18 protein-coding genes are annotated in these 16,386 nt (G+C 61.6%); 8 read left to right on the top strand and 10 right to left on the bottom strand.

Annotated elements, in window-relative coordinates:
- A partial coding sequence (locus AB4Z15_RS24510; protein WP_442019331.1) for an SMP-30/gluconolactonase/LRE family protein occupies positions 1-759 on the top strand: 759 nt, incomplete at its 5' end.
- Positions 743-892 (top strand): DUF7660 family protein, encoded by a 150-nt coding sequence (locus AB4Z15_RS24505; protein ID WP_442019333.1) that lies wholly within the window; start codon positions 743-745, stop codon positions 890-892. The genes AB4Z15_RS24510 and AB4Z15_RS24505, both read left to right, overlap by 17 nt.
- A 180-nt stretch (positions 893-1,072) precedes the next feature.
- Here AB4Z15_RS24505 and AB4Z15_RS24500 read toward each other — a convergent pair whose 3' ends face one another.
- On the bottom strand, positions 1,073-1,678 hold the full coding sequence (locus AB4Z15_RS24500) for a TetR/AcrR family transcriptional regulator (protein ID WP_442019330.1): 606 nt from the start codon (positions 1,676-1,678) through the stop codon (positions 1,073-1,075).
- 86 nt (positions 1,679-1,764) lie between these two features.
- Here AB4Z15_RS24500 and AB4Z15_RS24495 point away from each other — a divergent pair, with 86 nt between their 5' ends.
- Both AB4Z15_RS24495 and AB4Z15_RS24490 read left to right on the top strand, forming a co-directional pair.
- Complete coding sequence (locus tag AB4Z15_RS24495; protein WP_442019329.1) at positions 1,765-2,331, top strand: NAD(P)H-dependent oxidoreductase; 567 nt, start codon at positions 1,765-1,767, stop codon at positions 2,329-2,331.
- Positions 2,332-2,512: 181 nt separating this feature from the next.
- Positions 2,513-3,391, top strand: a complete 879-nt coding sequence (locus AB4Z15_RS24490; protein WP_442019328.1) for a GerMN domain-containing protein — start codon at positions 2,513-2,515, stop codon at positions 3,389-3,391.
- A gap of 120 nt (positions 3,392-3,511) precedes the next feature.
- On the opposite strand, the gene AB4Z15_RS24485 is transcribed toward AB4Z15_RS24490, so the two are convergent.
- The 3 genes from AB4Z15_RS24485 to AB4Z15_RS24475 all read right to left on the bottom strand — a co-directional run bounded on the left by AB4Z15_RS24485 (position 3,512) and on the right by AB4Z15_RS24475 (position 6,077).
- Positions 3,512-4,051, bottom strand: a complete 540-nt coding sequence (locus AB4Z15_RS24485) for a hypothetical protein (RefSeq protein ID WP_442019327.1) — start codon at positions 4,049-4,051, stop codon at positions 3,512-3,514.
- Positions 4,032-5,117, bottom strand: coding sequence for a hypothetical protein (locus tag AB4Z15_RS24480; RefSeq protein ID WP_442019326.1), 1,086 nt, complete (start codon positions 5,115-5,117; stop codon positions 4,032-4,034). The genes AB4Z15_RS24485 and AB4Z15_RS24480 overlap by 20 nt, the downstream gene beginning before the upstream one ends.
- A gap of 111 nt (positions 5,118-5,228) precedes the next feature.
- Entirely contained in the window at positions 5,229-6,077 is an 849-nt protein-coding gene (locus AB4Z15_RS24475; RefSeq protein WP_442019325.1) for an isocitrate lyase/PEP mutase family protein, read from the bottom strand.
- A 110-nt stretch (positions 6,078-6,187) separates the two neighbouring features.
- On the opposite strand from AB4Z15_RS24475, the gene AB4Z15_RS24470 reads away from it, so the two are divergent.
- From AB4Z15_RS24470 to AB4Z15_RS24460, 3 genes are all read left to right on the top strand, one after another.
- Positions 6,188-7,498, top strand: coding sequence for an aminotransferase-like domain-containing protein (locus AB4Z15_RS24470; protein ID WP_442019324.1), 1,311 nt, complete (start codon positions 6,188-6,190; stop codon positions 7,496-7,498).
- Complete coding sequence (locus AB4Z15_RS24465) at positions 7,495-7,923, top strand: universal stress protein (RefSeq protein WP_431117086.1); 429 nt, start codon at positions 7,495-7,497, stop codon at positions 7,921-7,923. Before AB4Z15_RS24470 ends, AB4Z15_RS24465 begins: the two co-directional genes overlap by 4 nt.
- A 144-nt stretch (positions 7,924-8,067) precedes the next feature.
- Complete coding sequence (locus tag AB4Z15_RS24460; protein WP_442004413.1) at positions 8,068-8,406, top strand: hypothetical protein; 339 nt, start codon at positions 8,068-8,070, stop codon at positions 8,404-8,406.
- A 60-nt stretch (positions 8,407-8,466) separates the two neighbouring features.
- Here the strand turns inward: AB4Z15_RS24460 and AB4Z15_RS24455 are convergent, their stop codons facing one another.
- The 5 genes from AB4Z15_RS24455 to AB4Z15_RS24435 form a co-directional block, all read right to left on the bottom strand.
- Positions 8,467-9,084, bottom strand: coding sequence for a phosphatase PAP2 family protein (locus AB4Z15_RS24455; RefSeq protein ID WP_442019332.1), 618 nt, complete (start codon positions 9,082-9,084; stop codon positions 8,467-8,469).
- Positions 9,085-9,199: 115 nt separating this feature from the next.
- Complete coding sequence (locus tag AB4Z15_RS24450) at positions 9,200-10,831, bottom strand: 2-oxo acid dehydrogenase subunit E2 (protein ID WP_442019323.1); 1,632 nt, start codon at positions 10,829-10,831, stop codon at positions 9,200-9,202.
- Between the two features lie 55 nt (positions 10,832-10,886).
- Positions 10,887-11,867 (bottom strand): alpha-ketoacid dehydrogenase subunit beta, encoded by a 981-nt coding sequence (locus AB4Z15_RS24445; RefSeq protein ID WP_442019322.1) that lies wholly within the window; start codon positions 11,865-11,867, stop codon positions 10,887-10,889.
- Complete coding sequence (pdhA, locus tag AB4Z15_RS24440) at positions 11,867-13,060, bottom strand: pyruvate dehydrogenase (acetyl-transferring) E1 component subunit alpha (protein ID WP_442004409.1); 1,194 nt, start codon at positions 13,058-13,060, stop codon at positions 11,867-11,869. Before pdhA ends, AB4Z15_RS24445 begins: the two co-directional genes overlap by 1 nt.
- Before the next feature lie 149 nt (positions 13,061-13,209).
- Positions 13,210-14,328: a histidinol-phosphate transaminase gene (locus AB4Z15_RS24435; protein ID WP_442019321.1), complete on the bottom strand. Its 1,119-nt coding sequence runs from the start codon at positions 14,326-14,328 to the stop codon at positions 13,210-13,212.
- A 126-nt stretch (positions 14,329-14,454) separates the two neighbouring features.
- Between AB4Z15_RS24435 and AB4Z15_RS24430 the strand changes: the two genes are divergently transcribed.
- Positions 14,455-14,883 carry a phage holin family protein gene (locus AB4Z15_RS24430; RefSeq protein ID WP_442004407.1) on the top strand — a complete coding sequence of 143 codons (429 nt, stop codon included), beginning with the start codon at positions 14,455-14,457 and terminating at the stop codon, positions 14,881-14,883.
- Positions 14,884-14,963: 80 nt separating this feature from the next.
- Here the strand turns inward: AB4Z15_RS24430 and AB4Z15_RS24425 are convergent, their stop codons facing one another.
- The gene (locus AB4Z15_RS24425; RefSeq protein WP_442019320.1) at positions 14,964-16,304 is read right to left on the bottom strand and encodes a hypothetical protein; all 1,341 of its coding nucleotides are present in this window, start codon (positions 16,302-16,304) and stop codon (positions 14,964-14,966) included.
- Positions 16,305-16,386 lie beyond the last annotated feature (82 nt).

Here is a 16,386-nt window from a genome sequence, read left to right as displayed (position 1 = left end):
CACTGGGGTGCCGGTGAGGTGTTGGCCGTCGACCTCCTGGGCCAAACTGAAGTCATGGCATCCGGACCGACGAGGATGGGCTGGGCCATCGACTGGTTGCCCGACGGCGGTTTGCTGGTCTCCGGCGAGGATCTGGCCCTGGTGCGGCCAGACGGCTCCACCGACAGGTACAGCGAGCAGGGAGGCAACGAGGTCATTGTCGACCCGGCCGGCCACATCTACGTAAACGGGGCCGACTTCGACTTCGCCGTGGGCGCGGAACCCACACCGGGGTGGATCCGCTTGGTCGCCCCAGACGGCACCACTCGCGAGGTAGCCGGCGACATCGAGTTCCCCAACGGCATGGTCGTGACTCCTGACGGATCGACGCTCGTGGTCGCCGAGTCCTTCGCCGGTCGACTATCGGCCTTCGACATCGGGCGCGACGGCTCCCTATCGGGGCGCCGCAATTGGGCAGAGGGTCTTGGACCCGACGGCATCTGCATTGACGCCGCCGGCGGTATCTGGTCCCAGACGGCTGACACTTTCGCGCACACCCGCGTCGAGGGCGCGCCCGCTGGAGCAGTCGTCCGGGTGCTCGACGGCGGCGAGATCACCCATCGGATCGAGACTGACGTACCGTGCTTCTCATGCGCGCTCGGCGGGCCGCACGGTCGGCACTTGTTCCTGCTCTGCAACGAGTTCGAGGGAGTCGACCAGCTCAGCGCAGTGCAGGAGCGGCGCAGCGCCCGGATCTACGTGGCTGAGCTGCCGAGCTGACCGGCGCCTGAATCACCGCGAGGATGCTAAGGATACGGATGGTTACTTCATCAACCGGGCCGAACCAGTGCCCGACGTACCTTCCTGGACGCTTTTCGCCCCGATGCTACTCGCTGCCAGAGTGTATGCATAAATAACTGCAATTTCGGCGCGGACCATCTCACCTTCAAATAGCGCTGTACAAACACCGCCACTTATCGCCGAAAGTCACAGTCGGAGACACTGTGGTGCTTACAGCCAGCTCCCCTTGTGAGACTCACCCTCGTTCAACTTAGGCGGGGACTACGAAAGCGCGAACGCGGGTGGACTTGAGCTAGGAAGATCGCATGAGGCGCGAGACGAGGTCGCGCCAGGAGTCAGTGAGCCGCTTGGGCGAGATGCCGTGAACGCGCACGTCGTTAACAATCCGTTCCGGGTCCAGCGCGGAAAGCAGCGACATCGCCATGACCCAAGGATCGGCGATACCGGCCTCACGCAGGAGGACCTCGATATGTCGGTGCGCAAGGACAGTGGCCGGCACGTCAAAGCGATTGCGGGCATTGGTTGCGGCCGCTTTCAGGAGCTCGCCATTTTCCAGGACGAAGTAGATGCGGCCCTCACCGTAGGCCATGAGGCGTTCGCTGGGTGCGGCGCCCGGGCCCAAGGGCGGCGGACCAAACATGAAGCCGCGCTGGAATTCAGATTCAGAGTCACTGAGAAGGGTCATCATCAGGCCGGCCCTGCTACCGAAGCGACGGAACACGGTCCCCTTGCCAACGTTGGCCTTGCAGGCGAGCGCGTCCATGGTGAGTGCTTCCACCCCGAACTCGTCAACCAGCTCGCGGGCAGCGCAAAGGAGCCGTTCGCGGTTCCGGGCGGCGTCACTGCGCTCATGAGGCGGACCAAAAGGCACGTCCGGCTGGATTGGGATCGAGCTCACAAAAAACATTCTAGACCCGGGAATAGAAACCGGACCGCGGTCCGTTTAGTATCAGTGAAGGTCCAAACACTTACAAAGGAGACACCATGTCAAAGAGCACCGTTCTTACCCTCGTCGGCAGCCTCCGCGCTGATTCCCACAACAAGAAGCTCGCCGAAGCCATCCAGCTGAACGCGCCGGAGAACGTAGAAGTCCAGATCCACGATTCCCTCGGCACCATCCCGTTCTACAACGAGGACATCGACGTCGAAGGCCAGGTTCCCGCTGAAGCTGCGGCCCTGCGTGTTGCCGCAGCCAACGCCGACACCCTTCTCCTCGTCACCCCCGAGCACAACGGCACCATGCCCGCATCACTGAAGAACGCCATCGACTGGCTGTCCCGCCCGTACGGCGCTGGCGCCCTCACCGGCAAGCCGACCGCCGTCGTCGGAACCGCTTTCGGCCAGTTCGGCGGAGTCTGGGCACAGGACGAGGCCCGCAAGGCTGTTGGCATCGCCGGCGCCAAGGTCCTTGACGAGGTCAAGCTGGCCGTCCCGGGTTCCATGATCCGTTTCGCTGAGCTGCACCCGAAGGACGACGCTGAAGTTGTTGAGCAGATCAAGGCCATCTTCGAGCCCCTGACTGCCGTTCAGGAAGAAGAAGCAGCAGCCTAGTCTTTTCGCTTTCAATGCCCCCGTTCCGATCCCTGCGAACCCGCAGGACGGCGCGGGGGCATTTGCGTTTCCGGTGTCCACGTTTCGGCGCCTGGTGGATGCAGCGTGATCAACTCTTGTCCGAACCGTCACCGTAGCGGCATTTTGCTGCAGGTCGCACCGGCCTAACGTTGAACTACAGGTGGACGGACAGGAGCGTGGGGCTGTCATGCGTGCCGGGCGGAGACCAACAAGTACGACGGCGATCCCGGCTGCCTGCCTCATGCTGGGTCTGCTGCTGGCTGGCTGCACTTCCACCCCGGGCCCCTTGCCATCCGGGACTCCTTCATCGGTTCCTGTGGGCCCATCGGGTTCGACCGGTGATGGTAATGCTGCGGCGGATGGGGCTTCGGACGCTCCGTCTTCGACATCCACTGCAACGGGAAGCGACGCTGCGACTCGTCCGGATGCACTCGCCACTCCCTCAAGCATTTCCGGCTCCGGTGGTGCTGGCTCCGGCTCCGGTGGTGCTGGCCCTGGTTCCGGTGACGGTGGCACGGCAGTGGCCGCAACGCCTGGGCCGAGTGCCGGCGTCGAGCCTATACCCGTCGATACGCCGAGCCCTTCACCGACGGCTGTTGTTCCCGTTGCCCGGGGTGCGACCGTACCCCAAGACCTGAACTTGGGGCCGGCCGTCTACTACGTTGCCGTTGACGACGGGGGCGCCAGAGGTGTTCGCTTCGGATGCAACGACAGCCTGGTGCCTGTCCGCGGCGCACTGGCACCCGGTGACCCTTTGACGGTGGCGCTCAGCCGATTGCTGGAAGCTGGCATGCCCTTGGACACCGGCGCGGGCCTCTACGATTCACTGGCTAATTCCTCGTTGCACTTCCAGTCCGGATACGTCAGCGGAGCAACAGTGGTGGTGAACCTGGGGGGCACGCTGCAGCCCGGTGGAGTGTGTGACATCCCGCGCATCGAGGCACAGTTAACGCACACCATCGTCTCCGCCAGCGGGGCATCCCGGGCCGAAATTTACGTCAATGGCAAGACTTTGGCTGAGGCGCTGAGCCTGCGATAGCGCGTCGGACCCTCCGCGGGAGACATACATTGTCAACCCGCTTAGTCGTTGCAGGGGGCCAGCAAAGATTTAGCGGTGCAGGAACTTAGTTGAGGTTGCTGAGGTTTCAGTGCCGTGGCTTCAGGCCGTTGCGATGGCCAGTACCCGCCGCAGCGCCCACGCCACACGGAGCAGTGCCAAGACGGACGCGAAGGTGAGAACGAAAACAACCGACTCCGGGATCCAGAGACCTCTGGGACCATCGCCCTCCAACACCACGGTGACGAGGGCAGCAACCACCAGCAGGCCTAGCCCCGGAATGGCGAAAAGGAACACTTCTCCGATTTGGCGACGATGAAAGGCGGTGAGCTTCTCCAAGGGAAGCTCGCGCTGCCCAGGCGCCGCCCTTTTGCCGAGCACGTTGATGAGCATGGAGACGCTGGTGAGCGTGAGGCCAGCGGTAGCGCCAGCCAAAGTAGCGAGGGTCTGGAACAGGGTTCGACGGGCACCCGGATCGACGCCCTCCAGCATCAACGGCTGCTTCAAGAGCCACCCCAAGCCAAGCCAGATCAGCACAGCCAAAATCGCCCACGCATAGTCTGCCGGCGGATGGAGCAGAAACCACCTCCAGACCGTCCGGCGGCGGCCGGTGTGCTCGATGTCAACCTCGTACAAGCTCATGATCCGCGCTGCCTTCTGAGCCCTGGGCTGACTTCCCATCCGTAGGTTTCACGCTGGCCGGTTCCGCCTTTGTGGGTTCTTCCTTTGAAGCGGCCGCGGCCAGAGCCTCACGCACTGCTGCCATTCCACCTGCGACGATGTCCGGCACAGAGACGGCATCTGCGGAGCCTCTGATGTCCGGCAGTGTGAGGGCGAAGAAAGCCTCGTTATCCCTGGCCTGTTTACTGAGGATGGCAATGGCCTCGGCAGTGGACTTTCGGGGATCGTTGAACACATCCGGGTCCAATTCGATGTGGGAGACGAAACGCTCCTTAAGCAGATCAATCACTTCGCGGTCGCCGGTCAGGGAGTCCTTGCCCTCGGCCACGACGTAGTCGAAGTGCTCTACTGATCCCGCCCTACGGAAGAGATCAATGAGCTGCTGGATGCGCTCCCGGATCCGCTGCTTGTCCTCGGCCCTTCCTGAACGGCCCACACTGAGGGAAATCCGGAAGGTTCCCTGGTTCATCAAACGTGAGGCACTGTCCAGAACGTCAGCCCATTCACCCTCCATCAATTTTTCGGAGAGACGTTCAGCGGGAAGCGCGAACTCGAAGCGACTCACCTCAAGCCTGCTGAGGATCTCCTCGATGTCCTCACGGACCACCGGGACCAATCCGAGCTCAAGCCCCAACATGCCTTCGAGGTACTCTCCCATCCTCGACGCCCGAGGACCATTGCCGCTGGTCAACACGGCGATGACGTTCCGCTTCAGGAAGGCAAAGTATGTGGTTTCCAGGAGGTGGTCGCCCGGCGCCAACGGGAGGGGTTTGCGGCGTCCAAGTGCATCGCCCACGCTGGGCAGGTTGGTGTCGCGCACCCGGTCCAGGAGGATCACTGGATGAGGTGAGAATGATGCCGTTTGAGCCAGCAACACCGTGCCGTCCACGCCGATGAAATGCCGGTCGGTCCCAGCCTCTTGGGCCCTCTGGAGTACCTCGGCCACCCGGCGCGCCGGAAACGGAGAGCGCAGATCATCGCCATTCAGTTGCTCAATGCGCCAGAACTGCACACTGCGTCTTGCCATCCGCCCTCCCCTGCCTACGGTCTTTGCTGCTGATTCCAAGCTAATGGTGGGGTCCGACATTAAAGCCAGGTTCCGTCGTCGTGCGCTTTCATCTGCCGCAAACGGCGCGACTTACGGCCGGTACTTGGGTCCCTGGGCGAAGAGCGCATCCATCTCGTCGTGGCTGCGGGTGCCCGCCAATCCCGCCCAGTTTCCGTCCCCCAGGATCTCTTTCGCCACCCGCGCGACTTTTGCGTAGGCAGCCTTAGCCGTATTTCCGCCGATGCTGACTCGCCGTATGCCGGCGTCATGAAGTTCCAGCGGCGATGGCGCACCTACTCCCGCAAGGGCATTCAAGGGTGCGGGGATCTCGCTGGAGAGTTCATGCAGGACGTGAAGGTCCACGACGCCGGGAACGAAGATGCCGTCCGCGCCCGCCGTAAGGTAGGAGTCGGCGCGGTGGAGGGTCTCTTCGTAAGCGCTATCCGCATACTGTCCCGAGAGGTAGGTGTCGGTTCGGGCATTGATGAACAACGGGATTCCGCGCTCGTCCGCCACGGCACGGATCAAAGCGATTCGCCGCGATTGTTCGTTGATTTCCGTGAGTGGCTCTGCAGCCGAGTCCTCAATGTTGATGCCAACCGCTCCTGCATCCAGCACTCCGTGCACAGTGGCCCGCAGTTCATCGTCTGTACGCCCGTATCCAGTTTCGATGTCTGCAGTTACCGGCAGTTTGGTTGCCCCTACGACCCGCCCCAGTGCCGCCATCGCCAACCCCCACGGCACGTGGTCACCGTCCCGGAACCCCAAACTCCAGGAAACCGCCGAACTCGAAGTGGCTATCGCCGTCGCACCAGCCTCCTGCACCACTCGGGCGGAGGCGGCATCCCAGACATTCACCAGGACCAGCGGCGTGGGCCCGGCATCGTGAAGCTTGTGGAAGAGTTCGGCCTTGGTCACGGATCCCCGGTGCAGTGTCATAGCTACATTCCAGCCCCTGGCGTTCCCGGCGTAAAGGAAACACGGCAAACCGGCGCGTTCTTGAAAACATATGTTGCCTACTTAGCAACCTTCGGGGGTATCCTGTCACTGTGACCCACGAAACATTGGATGCCGGCACCAAGCTGCCCGCTGAAGCCATCGACGCCATTGAGCGGGCCGCTACGGCTGCCGCCCACCCACACGAGGAGCTTTTCTCCGCGCGGGCCGCCAACATCAAGCAGTCCGCTGTACGCGACGTCTTCGATATCTCCATGCGGCCTGGTCTTGTCTCGCTCGCAGGAGGCAACCCATACCTGCAATCGCTGCCGCTGGAAAAGCTTGGCCAGACCGCCGCCAGGATCATCGCCGAAGACGGGATGACCGCTCTGCAATACGGCGGTGGCCAAGGGACCGCGGAACTGCGCCAACAAATCTGCGAGATCATGGCAGCAGAAGGCATCATGGACGCCCAGCCTGAGAACATCGTGATTACTGCAGGTTCCCAGTCAGCGCAGGATGTGGCCACCAAGGTCTTCTGCAATCCCGGCGACGTTGTCCTCGTCGAAAACCCCACCTACGTTGGGGCCCTGAATACCTTCGAGGCTTACCAAGTGCAGGTGGAGCCGGTCGAAATGGACGACGACGGGTTGGTACCTGAACTCCTCGAGGCCAGGATCGCGGCGCTTCAGGCAGAGGGCAAAAACATCAAGTTCCTGTACACGATCCCCAACTTCAACAATCCCTCGGGCATTACCCTGGCGGAAGCGCGCAGGCAGCGGATCGTCGATATATGCCGCAAGGCGAATATCATCGTTTTGGAGGACAATCCCTACGGCCTGCTGCGGTTTGACGGTCACCCAATCGCCCCGATGCGGGCTGCAAATCCAGACGACGTCATCTACTTGGGGTCCTTCTCCAAGATCTTCGCACCGGGTCTTCGCATTGGCTGGGCCTTGGTGCCGGCCCACCTGCAGCGTCGCTTCTACCTGGCCTCCGAAGCAGTCACGCTTTGCCCGCCGCCCCTGAACCAGATGCTTGTATCCGCATATTTGCGTGACTACGACTGGTGGGGACAAATCGAAACGTACCGTGGCCTCTACGCAGAACGCTGCAAAGCCCTTCTCACCGCCTTGGACGAATACATGCCGGCAGGGCTTTCGTGGACACGCCCCGACGGTGGATTTTTCGTCTGGGTTACGTTGCCCCAAGGCGTGGACACCTACCCCTTGTTGAAGAAGGCCATCGACGCGGGGGTTGTCTTCATTCCCGGCGCAGCTTTCTCGCCGGCAGACGGACCCTCCAACAAGCTGCGCCTGGCCTTCAGTGCTGTACCGCCGGATACGATTGCCGAAGGCGTACGTCGTCTGGCCCCTGTTCTCGCAGAGGCCATCAAAGCCACCACTGAAGGAGCAGCACTATGACCGGGGTTGTCATTGTAGGAGTAGACGGTAGCGAGACGGCGATGAGGGCGGCCAAGGCTGCCCAGCAACTGGCCATCGGGATTGGAGCCAGTCTTCGCGTGGTGAGCGCTTTCGACAGCAACAAAACCGAGGTGGTTGAGATCGGGACGGACAAGTGGATCGTGTCAGACGCCGCCGAAGCCGAAGCCGTCGCCCGCACCGTCGCGGAGCGCCTGTCTGATGACCGCCTTGAGGTTACGTACTCGGCGGCCCGCGGCAAGCCCGGTGAAGCCTTGGTCAAGGAAGCAGAAATGCTCGAAGCACGGTTGATCGTGGTGGGCAACCGGCGCATGCAGGGCCTGGGTCGTGTCCTTGGCAGCGTAGCCAACACTGTGGCCCACAACGCTCCTTGCGATGTCTATATCGCCAAGACCGACCAACCGTAAGCGACCTGAATCACGCCGCCGGGTGGGGAGGCTCACCCGGCTTTTGGCGTGATTTAGGCCTGGTCCCAGAAGTCATCGTTATAAAATTGAGATGCCCCCAATGGCGTGAGCCATCCTCCATCAACTGACTTCAGGGGACTTCACTTGCTTACTTTGCAGCCGCGCCAGCGCGTTGGACACGACATCCTGCTTGCCCGCCACGGCAACAGCATCAGCACGATGCGTTTTGACCGCGCGAATGACCGCATCATCGCAATGCTCGACGACGGCTCCTGGGACAGCGCCCCCAACATGATTTCCCCTAGCTTGAACATGCCTGAAACTTTCGGCAGCATCATGCGCAAGGACTGGCGGTTCCTCTCCCTTGCGTGCGTCGCAATGATCACCTTCGCGGCCATGGCTATGGGCATCAGCGCGGAGATGGCAAACCACATGTCCACTACGGAACTTCAGGCGTTGCTGGTTAATTACCCCGCGTTCTAAGCGGGGCCGTCTTTACACCAGCCTCGGGAGGCCTGCCCCGCCGCGCGTGGCCTGCTGCCCTCAAAGCATCGACTCCCGCAGCAGCCACCACAAACCTGCGATGACGATGCCGCCGAACAAAGAACCGGCGACGACTTGCCCGAGCGTATGGGCCCGCAGAACCACGCGCGACCATCCAACGGCCGGCACTATGCCCAACAGGGGCAGCCAGCCGGGCCCGAACATCATCACCACAATGACGGCAGCGGCGGCGATTGCCGAAGCGTGTCCACTCATCTTCCAAAAAGCGCTCACCACGGCCAGAACGGCAATGCCTCCGAGCAGGGCGATGATCATGAGTGAAACGCTCACCGGACCCCCGATCAGGTGGAGAACCCCGACGCCCGCAAGCACGGAAATCAAGGCAAGCAGCAGCAACGCGGGCCGCTGACGACGGTCGCTGACATGATGATCGGTGATTCTGCCCAGACGGATCATCACCAGCACGTATGCCAACGGCAGGACGCAAACGAAGAGGGCTCCCAGCAGCCCGAAACCCATCGTCCCGGGAAACCCCGGTTCGATAGCCGGACTGATCAACAGTAGGGCCGTCACTACGATCGGCGGCTGAAAGGCTTCCGTTAGAACCCGGGCGACGGTGCGCCAGGGTCCTGATAGCAACTGGCGTCCTGACTGCACCTGGTGTCCTGAGAGCAACTGGTGTCCTGACCGCAACTGGGCAGGCACGTGACCAGCCTCGTCGGCGGCCAAAGCGGTGTTCGGCCCTTCGCTCGCATTGGTGGCGGCCAGGCGATCAGTCAAGCAACAATGCCGGTTCTTCGAGAATGGCAGCTACGTCCGCCATAAAGCGGGCCGAGAGGTCGCCGTCAACCACCCGGTGGTCAAAGGACCCACCCAGCGTGGTGATCCACCGGGGAATCACTTCCCCGTCCAGGACCCATGGCTTCTGCTTGATGGTTCCAAACGCAATGATGGCAACCTCGCCCGGGTTGATGATGGGCGTTCCCGTATCGATGCCAAGCGCACCGATGTTGGTGACGGTCAGGCTGCCGCCCTGCATCTCGGCTGGCTGCGTCTTGCCCGCCCGGGCCTTCGTGGCGAGATCGTTGAGGGCGAGGGCCAACTCCTTCAGGGAGAGATCCTGAGCGTCCTTGATATTGGGCACCATCAAGCCACGCGGTGTTGCAGCTGCAATACCCAGGTTCATGAAGTGCTTGACCTGGATCTCCGCACCGCCGTTGCCATCAGCGTTATCTACCCATGTGGCGTTGACACTGGGGTTCCGCGCGGCGGCCCAAATGACGGCCTTGGCCAAAATAAGCAGCGGGGATATCTTGATGCCCTCGAAGTCCCGTGAAACCTTGAGCCGCTTGACGAACTCCATGGTCCGGCTCGCGTCGACGTCAACAAAGATGCTGACGTGCGGTGCCGTGAACGCGGACTCCACCATGGCCTTGGCGGTCGCCTTGCGCACACCCTTAACAGGTACGCGCTCGATCCTCTGGTCCTGCGGCTTCTTGGAAGCGCCCCAGAACGACTCCGCCTGATCAAGCTCAGCGTCACGCTGGGCCTGATAGCTGACCAGGTCCTCGCGGGTCACCTCGCCGCGCTGTCCTGTGGCTACGACGTCTGCAAGGTCAATGCCGAGATCGCGGGCGAACTTGCGCACCGGCGGCTTCGCCAGGACCTTGTTGACGAGCCCGCTGATGGTACCGCTGATGGCGGCACCGCGTGATGCGGCGGTCTGGGGCGTCGAAACACCTGGGGCTGAAACTCCTGGTGCTCCGCCTTCTGGCGCTGTTACTTCTGACGCTTGGGTAACGGGCGATTGGGTGACCGGCGATTGGCTGACCGGCGATTGGCTGACCGGCGCGACGGCGGCGCGTGCCGACGTCGGGCGTTGAGGCATCGGCACCTGGGCTGCTTGGGCAGCCAGAACCGCTTGATGGTCCTGGACTGTACCTTCGGCGTTTTCCGCAACTGTAGTTGGCTCGCCAGTACCGGCTGGACGCTTGCGCGCACGGCGCTTCACGGCGTCGGCCTTGGGGCCGGAACCCACAAGGGGTCCGCCTGCCGGCCCGTTCTCGCCACTGTCGGTATCAACAGGAAGCTTGCCGTAGAGCGGAGCCTCGACGGCGGGAGCCGCGGTCGGAGCCTGCGTCACCGGCGCCGCATCCCCGGGCTGGTTGTCCGAAACCGCGATGATTGCGGTGCCAACCTCCACCGTTATGCCTTCTTCGACCAACAACTCGGTGACCGTGCCGGCGAAGGGCGAGGGGAGCTCAACGAGCGACTTCGCCGTCTCGATCTCACACAGTACGTCGTTGATGGCAACGGTGTCGCCGGGCTTGACCTTCCAAGCCACTACCTCGGCCTCGGTCAGGCCTTCGCCGACGTCCGGCAGGTTGAATTTCTTTACAGTCACAGTGGTCCTCGATTTCCGTCTGCCCGGCTGTGAAGCCGGACTGGATCAGGGCGGTTTAGTAAGCCAGGGAGCGGTCGAGCGCTTCGAGGATCTTGTCGATGTCCGGCAAGTAATCCTCTTCAACCTTGGCCACGGGATACGGCATGTGGAAACCGCCAACACGGATCACAGGGGCTTCAAGGTGCAGGAACGCCCGTTCGCTGATGCGGGCTGCAATCTCTCCGCCGATACCACCGAACGTGGGGGCTTCATGGGCGACGATCAGGCGGCCGGTCTTCTTGACCGACGTCTCAATGGTGTCGAAGTCCACGGGCGAGATGGAGCGGAGGTCGATGACCTCAATGCTGCGTCCGTCCTCGATGGCCGCGTTTGTGGCGGCGAGGGCAACCGGAACCAACGGCCCGTAAGCCACAATCGTGGCGTCCGTACCTTCACGGACCACATGTGCCTTGAACGGGTCTTCTGACAGACCAGCATTCTCAACATCCACCTCGCCCTTTAGCCAGTAGCGGCGTTTGGGTTCGAAGAAGATCACAGGGTCCTGGCACTCAATGGCTTTCTGGATCATCCAGTAAGCGTCATGGGCGTTGGACGGCGAAATGATACGGAGGCCAGCGGTGTGGGCGAACAACGCTTCCGGGGATTCGGAGTGGTGCTCGATGGAACCAATTCCGCCGCCGTAGGGGATCCGAATAACCACAGGAACAGTCAGGCGGCCATGGCTGCGGGCGTGGATCTTGGCCAGCTGCGTGGTGATCTGGTTGAAGGCCGGATAGACAAAGCCATCGAATTGGATTTCGCACACCGGCGAGTAGCCACGCAATGCGAGCCCAATAGCAGTTCCCACAATGCCGGACTCTGCCAGAGGGCTATCGACGACGCGGTCGGCCCCGAATTCCTTGATCAGGCCATCAGTCACCCGGTAAACGCCACCGAGATGCCCGATGTCCTCGCCCATCAAGAGGGACTTCGGGTTGCTCTTCAGCGATGCGCGGAGACCCTCGTTGATGGCCTTGGCAATGGTCATGGTCGCCATCAGTTAGCTGCCTCCTGGTCGGTTTCGAAGCCTGCCGAGTATTCCTCGAACCACGCCTGTTCCTCTGCAATCAGCGGGTGTGCTTCGGCATAGACGTTGGCGAAGGAATCGCGGATGTCCGGCACCTCCAGGCCGTGCGTGGTGCTGCGGACATACTTGGCCAGCTCATCCCCGTCGGCTTGAACCTGTTCGAAGAAGGCTTCATCGGCGAGCCCTTCAGTCCGCAGGTATTTCTCCAAACGCTCCAGCGGATCCTTCGCACGCCACGCGGTCTCTTCGGCCAATTCGCGGTACTTGGTGGGGTCGTCAGCTGTGGTGTGCGCACCGACACGGTAGGTGTACGCCTCGATAAGTACAGGGCCGCGGCCCTCACGGGCATGCTCCAAGGCCCATTCAGTGACGGCATGCACGGCAATGACGTCGTTGCCATCCACACGGATTCCCGGGAATCCATAGCCCTTGGCGCGGTTGGCCAACGGGACCTTGGTCTGGACTTCGGTAGGCACAGAGATGGCCCAGTGGTTGTTCTGGCAGAAGAAGACAACCGGGGCGTCGTACGAGGCAGCGAAAACCATTGATTCGTGGACGTCCCCTTCGGAGCTGGCGCCGTCACCGAAGTAGGCAACCACTGCAGCCTTGGGATCATTGGAACCATCGGCAACCGCGAGCTTCTGGTCACGCTGGATGCCCATGGCGTAGCCCACTGCGTGAAGCGTCTGCGCGGCGAGGACCAAGGTGTAGAGGTGGAAGTTGTTCCCCCGCGGGTCCCAGCCTCCGTTGGAGACTCCGCGGAACTGCTTCAACAATTCAGCTAGGTCCACGTTGCGCACCAATGCGACACCGTGTTCACGGTAAGTGGGGAAAATGTAGTCTTGGGGCTGGCTGGCGTGGGCCGAGCCGATCTGGGCGGCCTCTTGACCGGTCAGCGGCACCCACAAAGCGAGTTCGCCTTGGCGCTGCAGCGCGGTGGCCTCCTGGTCAAAACGGCGAATCCTGGCCATGTCGGCATAAAAGACGCGGAGCTTTTCGGGGTCTATCCGCTTGGCATAGTCAGAGAAGACGGGATCGGTGCCTAGCTTTCCGTCAGGGCCGAGCAACTGGACCATCTCTACGGGTTCACCCGAGGCAGCTACAGCCGCTGAGGTTGCCGCCAGAGTTTCATCGGTCCCGGGGGGCAGTTGTGTCGAGCCCATTCCGTCTCCTTGCTTGCCGCAGCTAGTGCCGGGCAATGTCTGTCGCTGGGATATATGCCCGTTCCGGAATGCATTCCGGAACGGGCATATATTTTGGCTTTCGTCCTTACTTTATCGGCAGTAAGTAGCGTAGGCGCATTTGTTAACCGCTAGGAACTGTGCGGAGCCTTTGTATAACCTGCACAGAGTTTCAGGAACCTTGTATTGGCTTCCACTTCGCCAATGCTGGCCCGGACTCCCTCATTACCGAAGGCCCGGACAGAAAGGGCCTGCTCGGCTGCCAACGCCGCAAACTCGCCGCTGTTCTCCCCCAAGTTCAACCAAACGAAGTTCCCCTGGGCCTCCGGCACGAACCATCCGAGAGCGCGGAGACCCGAAGTGACGCGGTCCCTCTCCTCCACCAGGCTTTGTACCCTTTCGACAACCTGGTCGAAATTCTCGAGGGATGTAATCGCTGCGCGTTCTGCAATTTGCGATACGGCGAAGGGGGTAGCCGTAACGCGAAGGTGCTGGGTGAGCTGCGGGCCGGAAACACTGTATCCAACCCGCAGTCCTGCCAACCCGTGGGCTTTGGAGAAAGTCCTCAGCACCACAACATTGGGGTATTTCCGGTAAAGCTTGATCCCGTCTACGGCGGCTTGGTCCCGGACGAATTCCTGGTAAGCCTCATCAATGACCACCACCACGTTGGGCGGCACCGACTGGATGAAGCGCTCCGTTTCCTCAGCCGTGAGGATGGGCCCGGTGGGGTTGTTCGGGGTGCAGAGCAAGATCACCTTGGTGCGCACCGTGACCGCCGCCGCCATCGTTTCGAGATCGTGACGGCCGTCCGGAAGCAACGGGATCTGCACGCTGGCCGCCCCCGCAAGGCCCACACAAATGGGGTAAGCCTCGAAGGAGCGCCAGGCGTAGATCACCTCGTCCGACTTGCCGTCATCATTCTGGCCCGCGAAGGTGGCAAGAATCTGATTGAGTGCGCCGAGGCTTCCTGCACCGGTGACGACGTCGTCAGCAGGAACATCCAGGAAGCCGGCCAAAGCATTGCGCAATTTGGTTGCCAAGGGGTCCGGGTAGCGGTTGATGTCGGTCTGATCCGCGATGGCCTGCAACACTGCAGGGATCGGAGGCAGCGGGTTTTCATTGGACGACAATTTGTAGCTGGTGAGGCCCTCGATCGCAGCGGGGGGTTTACCAGCCGCGTACTTGGGGAGCCTGTCCACGACCGGTCGAGGGAGTACGCCCTCCGGTGCGTTGTCAGTAGTAGTCATGGATTCAAGCCTACTTGCACCCTTGTGGCGTTTGGCATGTTCGGCAGCCAACGTTCATCCTCATCCAGTTGCCTTTCCATAGTGATGTCCCAGCCGAGCCACAGACGAGTATGAAAGCATGGGCGCATGGGTTCATTCATCGTTCGCGTCCTGATCAACGGCCTGGCTCTGTGGATCGCCAGCTGGCTGTTGGATGGACTGGAGATCTCTTCCTCTGCCACTGAAAAGGCGGCAGCCAACGCCGGGATCACTGAAGGCGCGGATGCAGCGGGGATCGTCTTGGCGTACCTCTTCATCGGCCTGATTTTTGGCGTCGTCAACGCGTTCGTCCGCCCGCTGGTCAAGATTCTGTCCCTCCCCGTGACGATCCTGACCCTGGGGCTGTTTACGATCATCATCAATGCGGCAATGCTGTACCTGACAGCGTGGCTGAGCAGCTTCACGCCTGTGCACCTCACTATTGACTCGTTCTTCTGGACAGCCATCCTCGCCTCGATCATCATCAGCATCATCAGCGTGGTTGCCGGCCTGATCCCCGGGGCCCGCAAACGCTAGATGCAGTTCCCGGCGCTGGGCCTGTTCTCACTGTTGGCGCTGCGCTAACCATTGGCACTGCAGTCACCATTGCGCTGTACTTACCGAGCCCCGGCCACGGATCGCGTCTCGGGAAGGTCGGGGTTCCGCAGGCTCGGCCTCTTGTCCGGCAAGGGTGACCGTTCCAGCTTGAAGTGCGTCACCTTTGCCGCGCCTCCCACACCCACAACACCCGCGAACACTGCCGTAGAAGCTGCAAGGGAGGCATCCTTACTCGCCATGACCAATTCGGCGCCCGCGGCGTAGTTGTCCAGTCGGTGACCGGGTCCCAGGCCGTGGTCTTCCCCCTCTGGCGTTTTGACTTCATTGTTCAGCGTTACCGTAACCCTGTCCGTGGTATCCGGGTTCACCCCGCCATCCGCACCCGCGACCGCGTCCTGGATGTGCTCCAGGTGCAACGCAGCAATTCCGGGTTTGGAGCTAATACCGCCAACTGGAGCCCCAGCCGTCAGGACATACCTGAGGTCGAATTCGCTGAGGAATGCCTTGTTCTGGCTGAGGTTCATGGCGTGCGCGCCTCCTTGGCTGTGCCCGACTGCTACCACCAGGTCACCGGCCTCAGCGCCGGCTTCCCTCAACGCCTGACCAATGGCTGGCACGACTTCTTGAGAGTCGTAGCCGATGGCTTCACCAACACCCGGTATGTCGAAGGGATTTGTAACCGGTGCTTTGGGTTGTGTTCCCGGAATCAACACCATCCACGACGACGAGCCATCGTGGTCGAGCTGGATAATCTCAATTTCTCCATCGTCCCGGGCATGCAGTTTCTCGAGTCTGCGGATGATCTGTGCCATGGATGGATCCACTTGCTCGATCGACTCGTCCATCTTCTCGATGCTCACCGGACGCGGCCTCAGTGCTGGAACCAGGGGCGACTCCAGCAGTCCCCGCATGATGTCCCGCGCCTCCATACCTGGCGGAATGATGGTTGTGACGACATTGTGCATCATGTCCCGGCCAGGTACCCAGGGGATACCTGACATCTTCATCTCTTCAAACCTCAACATCCGCGGGAACTGATTTTTGGCCTCTGTTTGCAGGTAATCGTGATGACTGGAACGCACACTGGCGCTGACACCAACCAATTCCTGACGCACCCTGCCTACGTCTTGACCGCTTTCAGCCACCGCATCGATTGCGGCACACCCCGAGGCGTACGAGTCGAAGAGGTAAGGCCCCAAATCAGCCTGCACCCTGCGGGTTTCTTCTTCCACACCAATCAACTGCTGAACCAAGTCATCAAGGAGTGCGGCTCCACGCAGGAGCTCTTCCAACTGGCAGGACATTCCGCCCACTCCCCCACGGATGCTGAGGATCCCATCCGGGGCCGGGGCCATAGGTTGAGGGGCTGAACCCCCACCAACAGGAGCAACATCAGCCATCAGTGCCCCCTCCCATCGGAGACGGCGACGTTCTGTGAATGACGGAGAACCGAGGCGGCCGCATCTTCCAGTGATTCCCGTG

This window comes from Paenarthrobacter sp. 2TAF44 (assembly GCF_052114885.1).
Classification (GTDB): Bacteria; Actinomycetota; Actinomycetes; order Actinomycetales; family Micrococcaceae; genus Arthrobacter.
Note: the sequence above shows the minus strand (reverse complement) of the source record. Positions and strands in the feature narration are given on the sequence as shown.

Excerpts from the sequence above, each read along its gene's own strand:
- AB4Z15_RS24465 (WP_431117086.1), top strand. The coding sequence starts at position 7,495 with ATGACCGGGGTTGTCATTGTAGGAGTAGACGGTAGCGAGACGGCGATG.
- AB4Z15_RS24495 (WP_442019329.1), top strand. The coding sequence starts at position 1,765 with ATGTCAAAGAGCACCGTTCTTACCCTCGTCGGCAGCCTCCGCGCTGAT.
- AB4Z15_RS24475 (WP_442019325.1), bottom strand. The coding sequence starts at position 6,077 with ATGACACTGCACCGGGGATCCGTGACCAAGGCCGAACTCTTCCACAAG.
- AB4Z15_RS24430 (WP_442004407.1), top strand. The coding sequence starts at position 14,455 with ATGGGTTCATTCATCGTTCGCGTCCTGATCAACGGCCTGGCTCTGTGG.
- AB4Z15_RS24425 (WP_442019320.1), bottom strand. The coding sequence starts at position 16,304 with ATGGCTGATGTTGCTCCTGTTGGTGGGGGTTCAGCCCCTCAACCTATG.
- AB4Z15_RS24435 (WP_442019321.1), bottom strand. The coding sequence starts at position 14,328 with ATGACTACTACTGACAACGCACCGGAGGGCGTACTCCCTCGACCGGTC.
- AB4Z15_RS24485 (WP_442019327.1), bottom strand. The coding sequence starts at position 4,051 with ATGAGCTTGTACGAGGTTGACATCGAGCACACCGGCCGCCGCCGGACG.
- AB4Z15_RS24445 (WP_442019322.1), bottom strand. The coding sequence starts at position 11,867 with ATGGCGACCATGACCATTGCCAAGGCCATCAACGAGGGTCTCCGCGCA.
- pdhA (WP_442004409.1), bottom strand. The coding sequence starts at position 13,060 with ATGGGCTCGACACAACTGCCCCCCGGGACCGATGAAACTCTGGCGGCA.
- AB4Z15_RS24480 (WP_442019326.1), bottom strand. The coding sequence starts at position 5,117 with ATGGCAAGACGCAGTGTGCAGTTCTGGCGCATTGAGCAACTGAATGGC.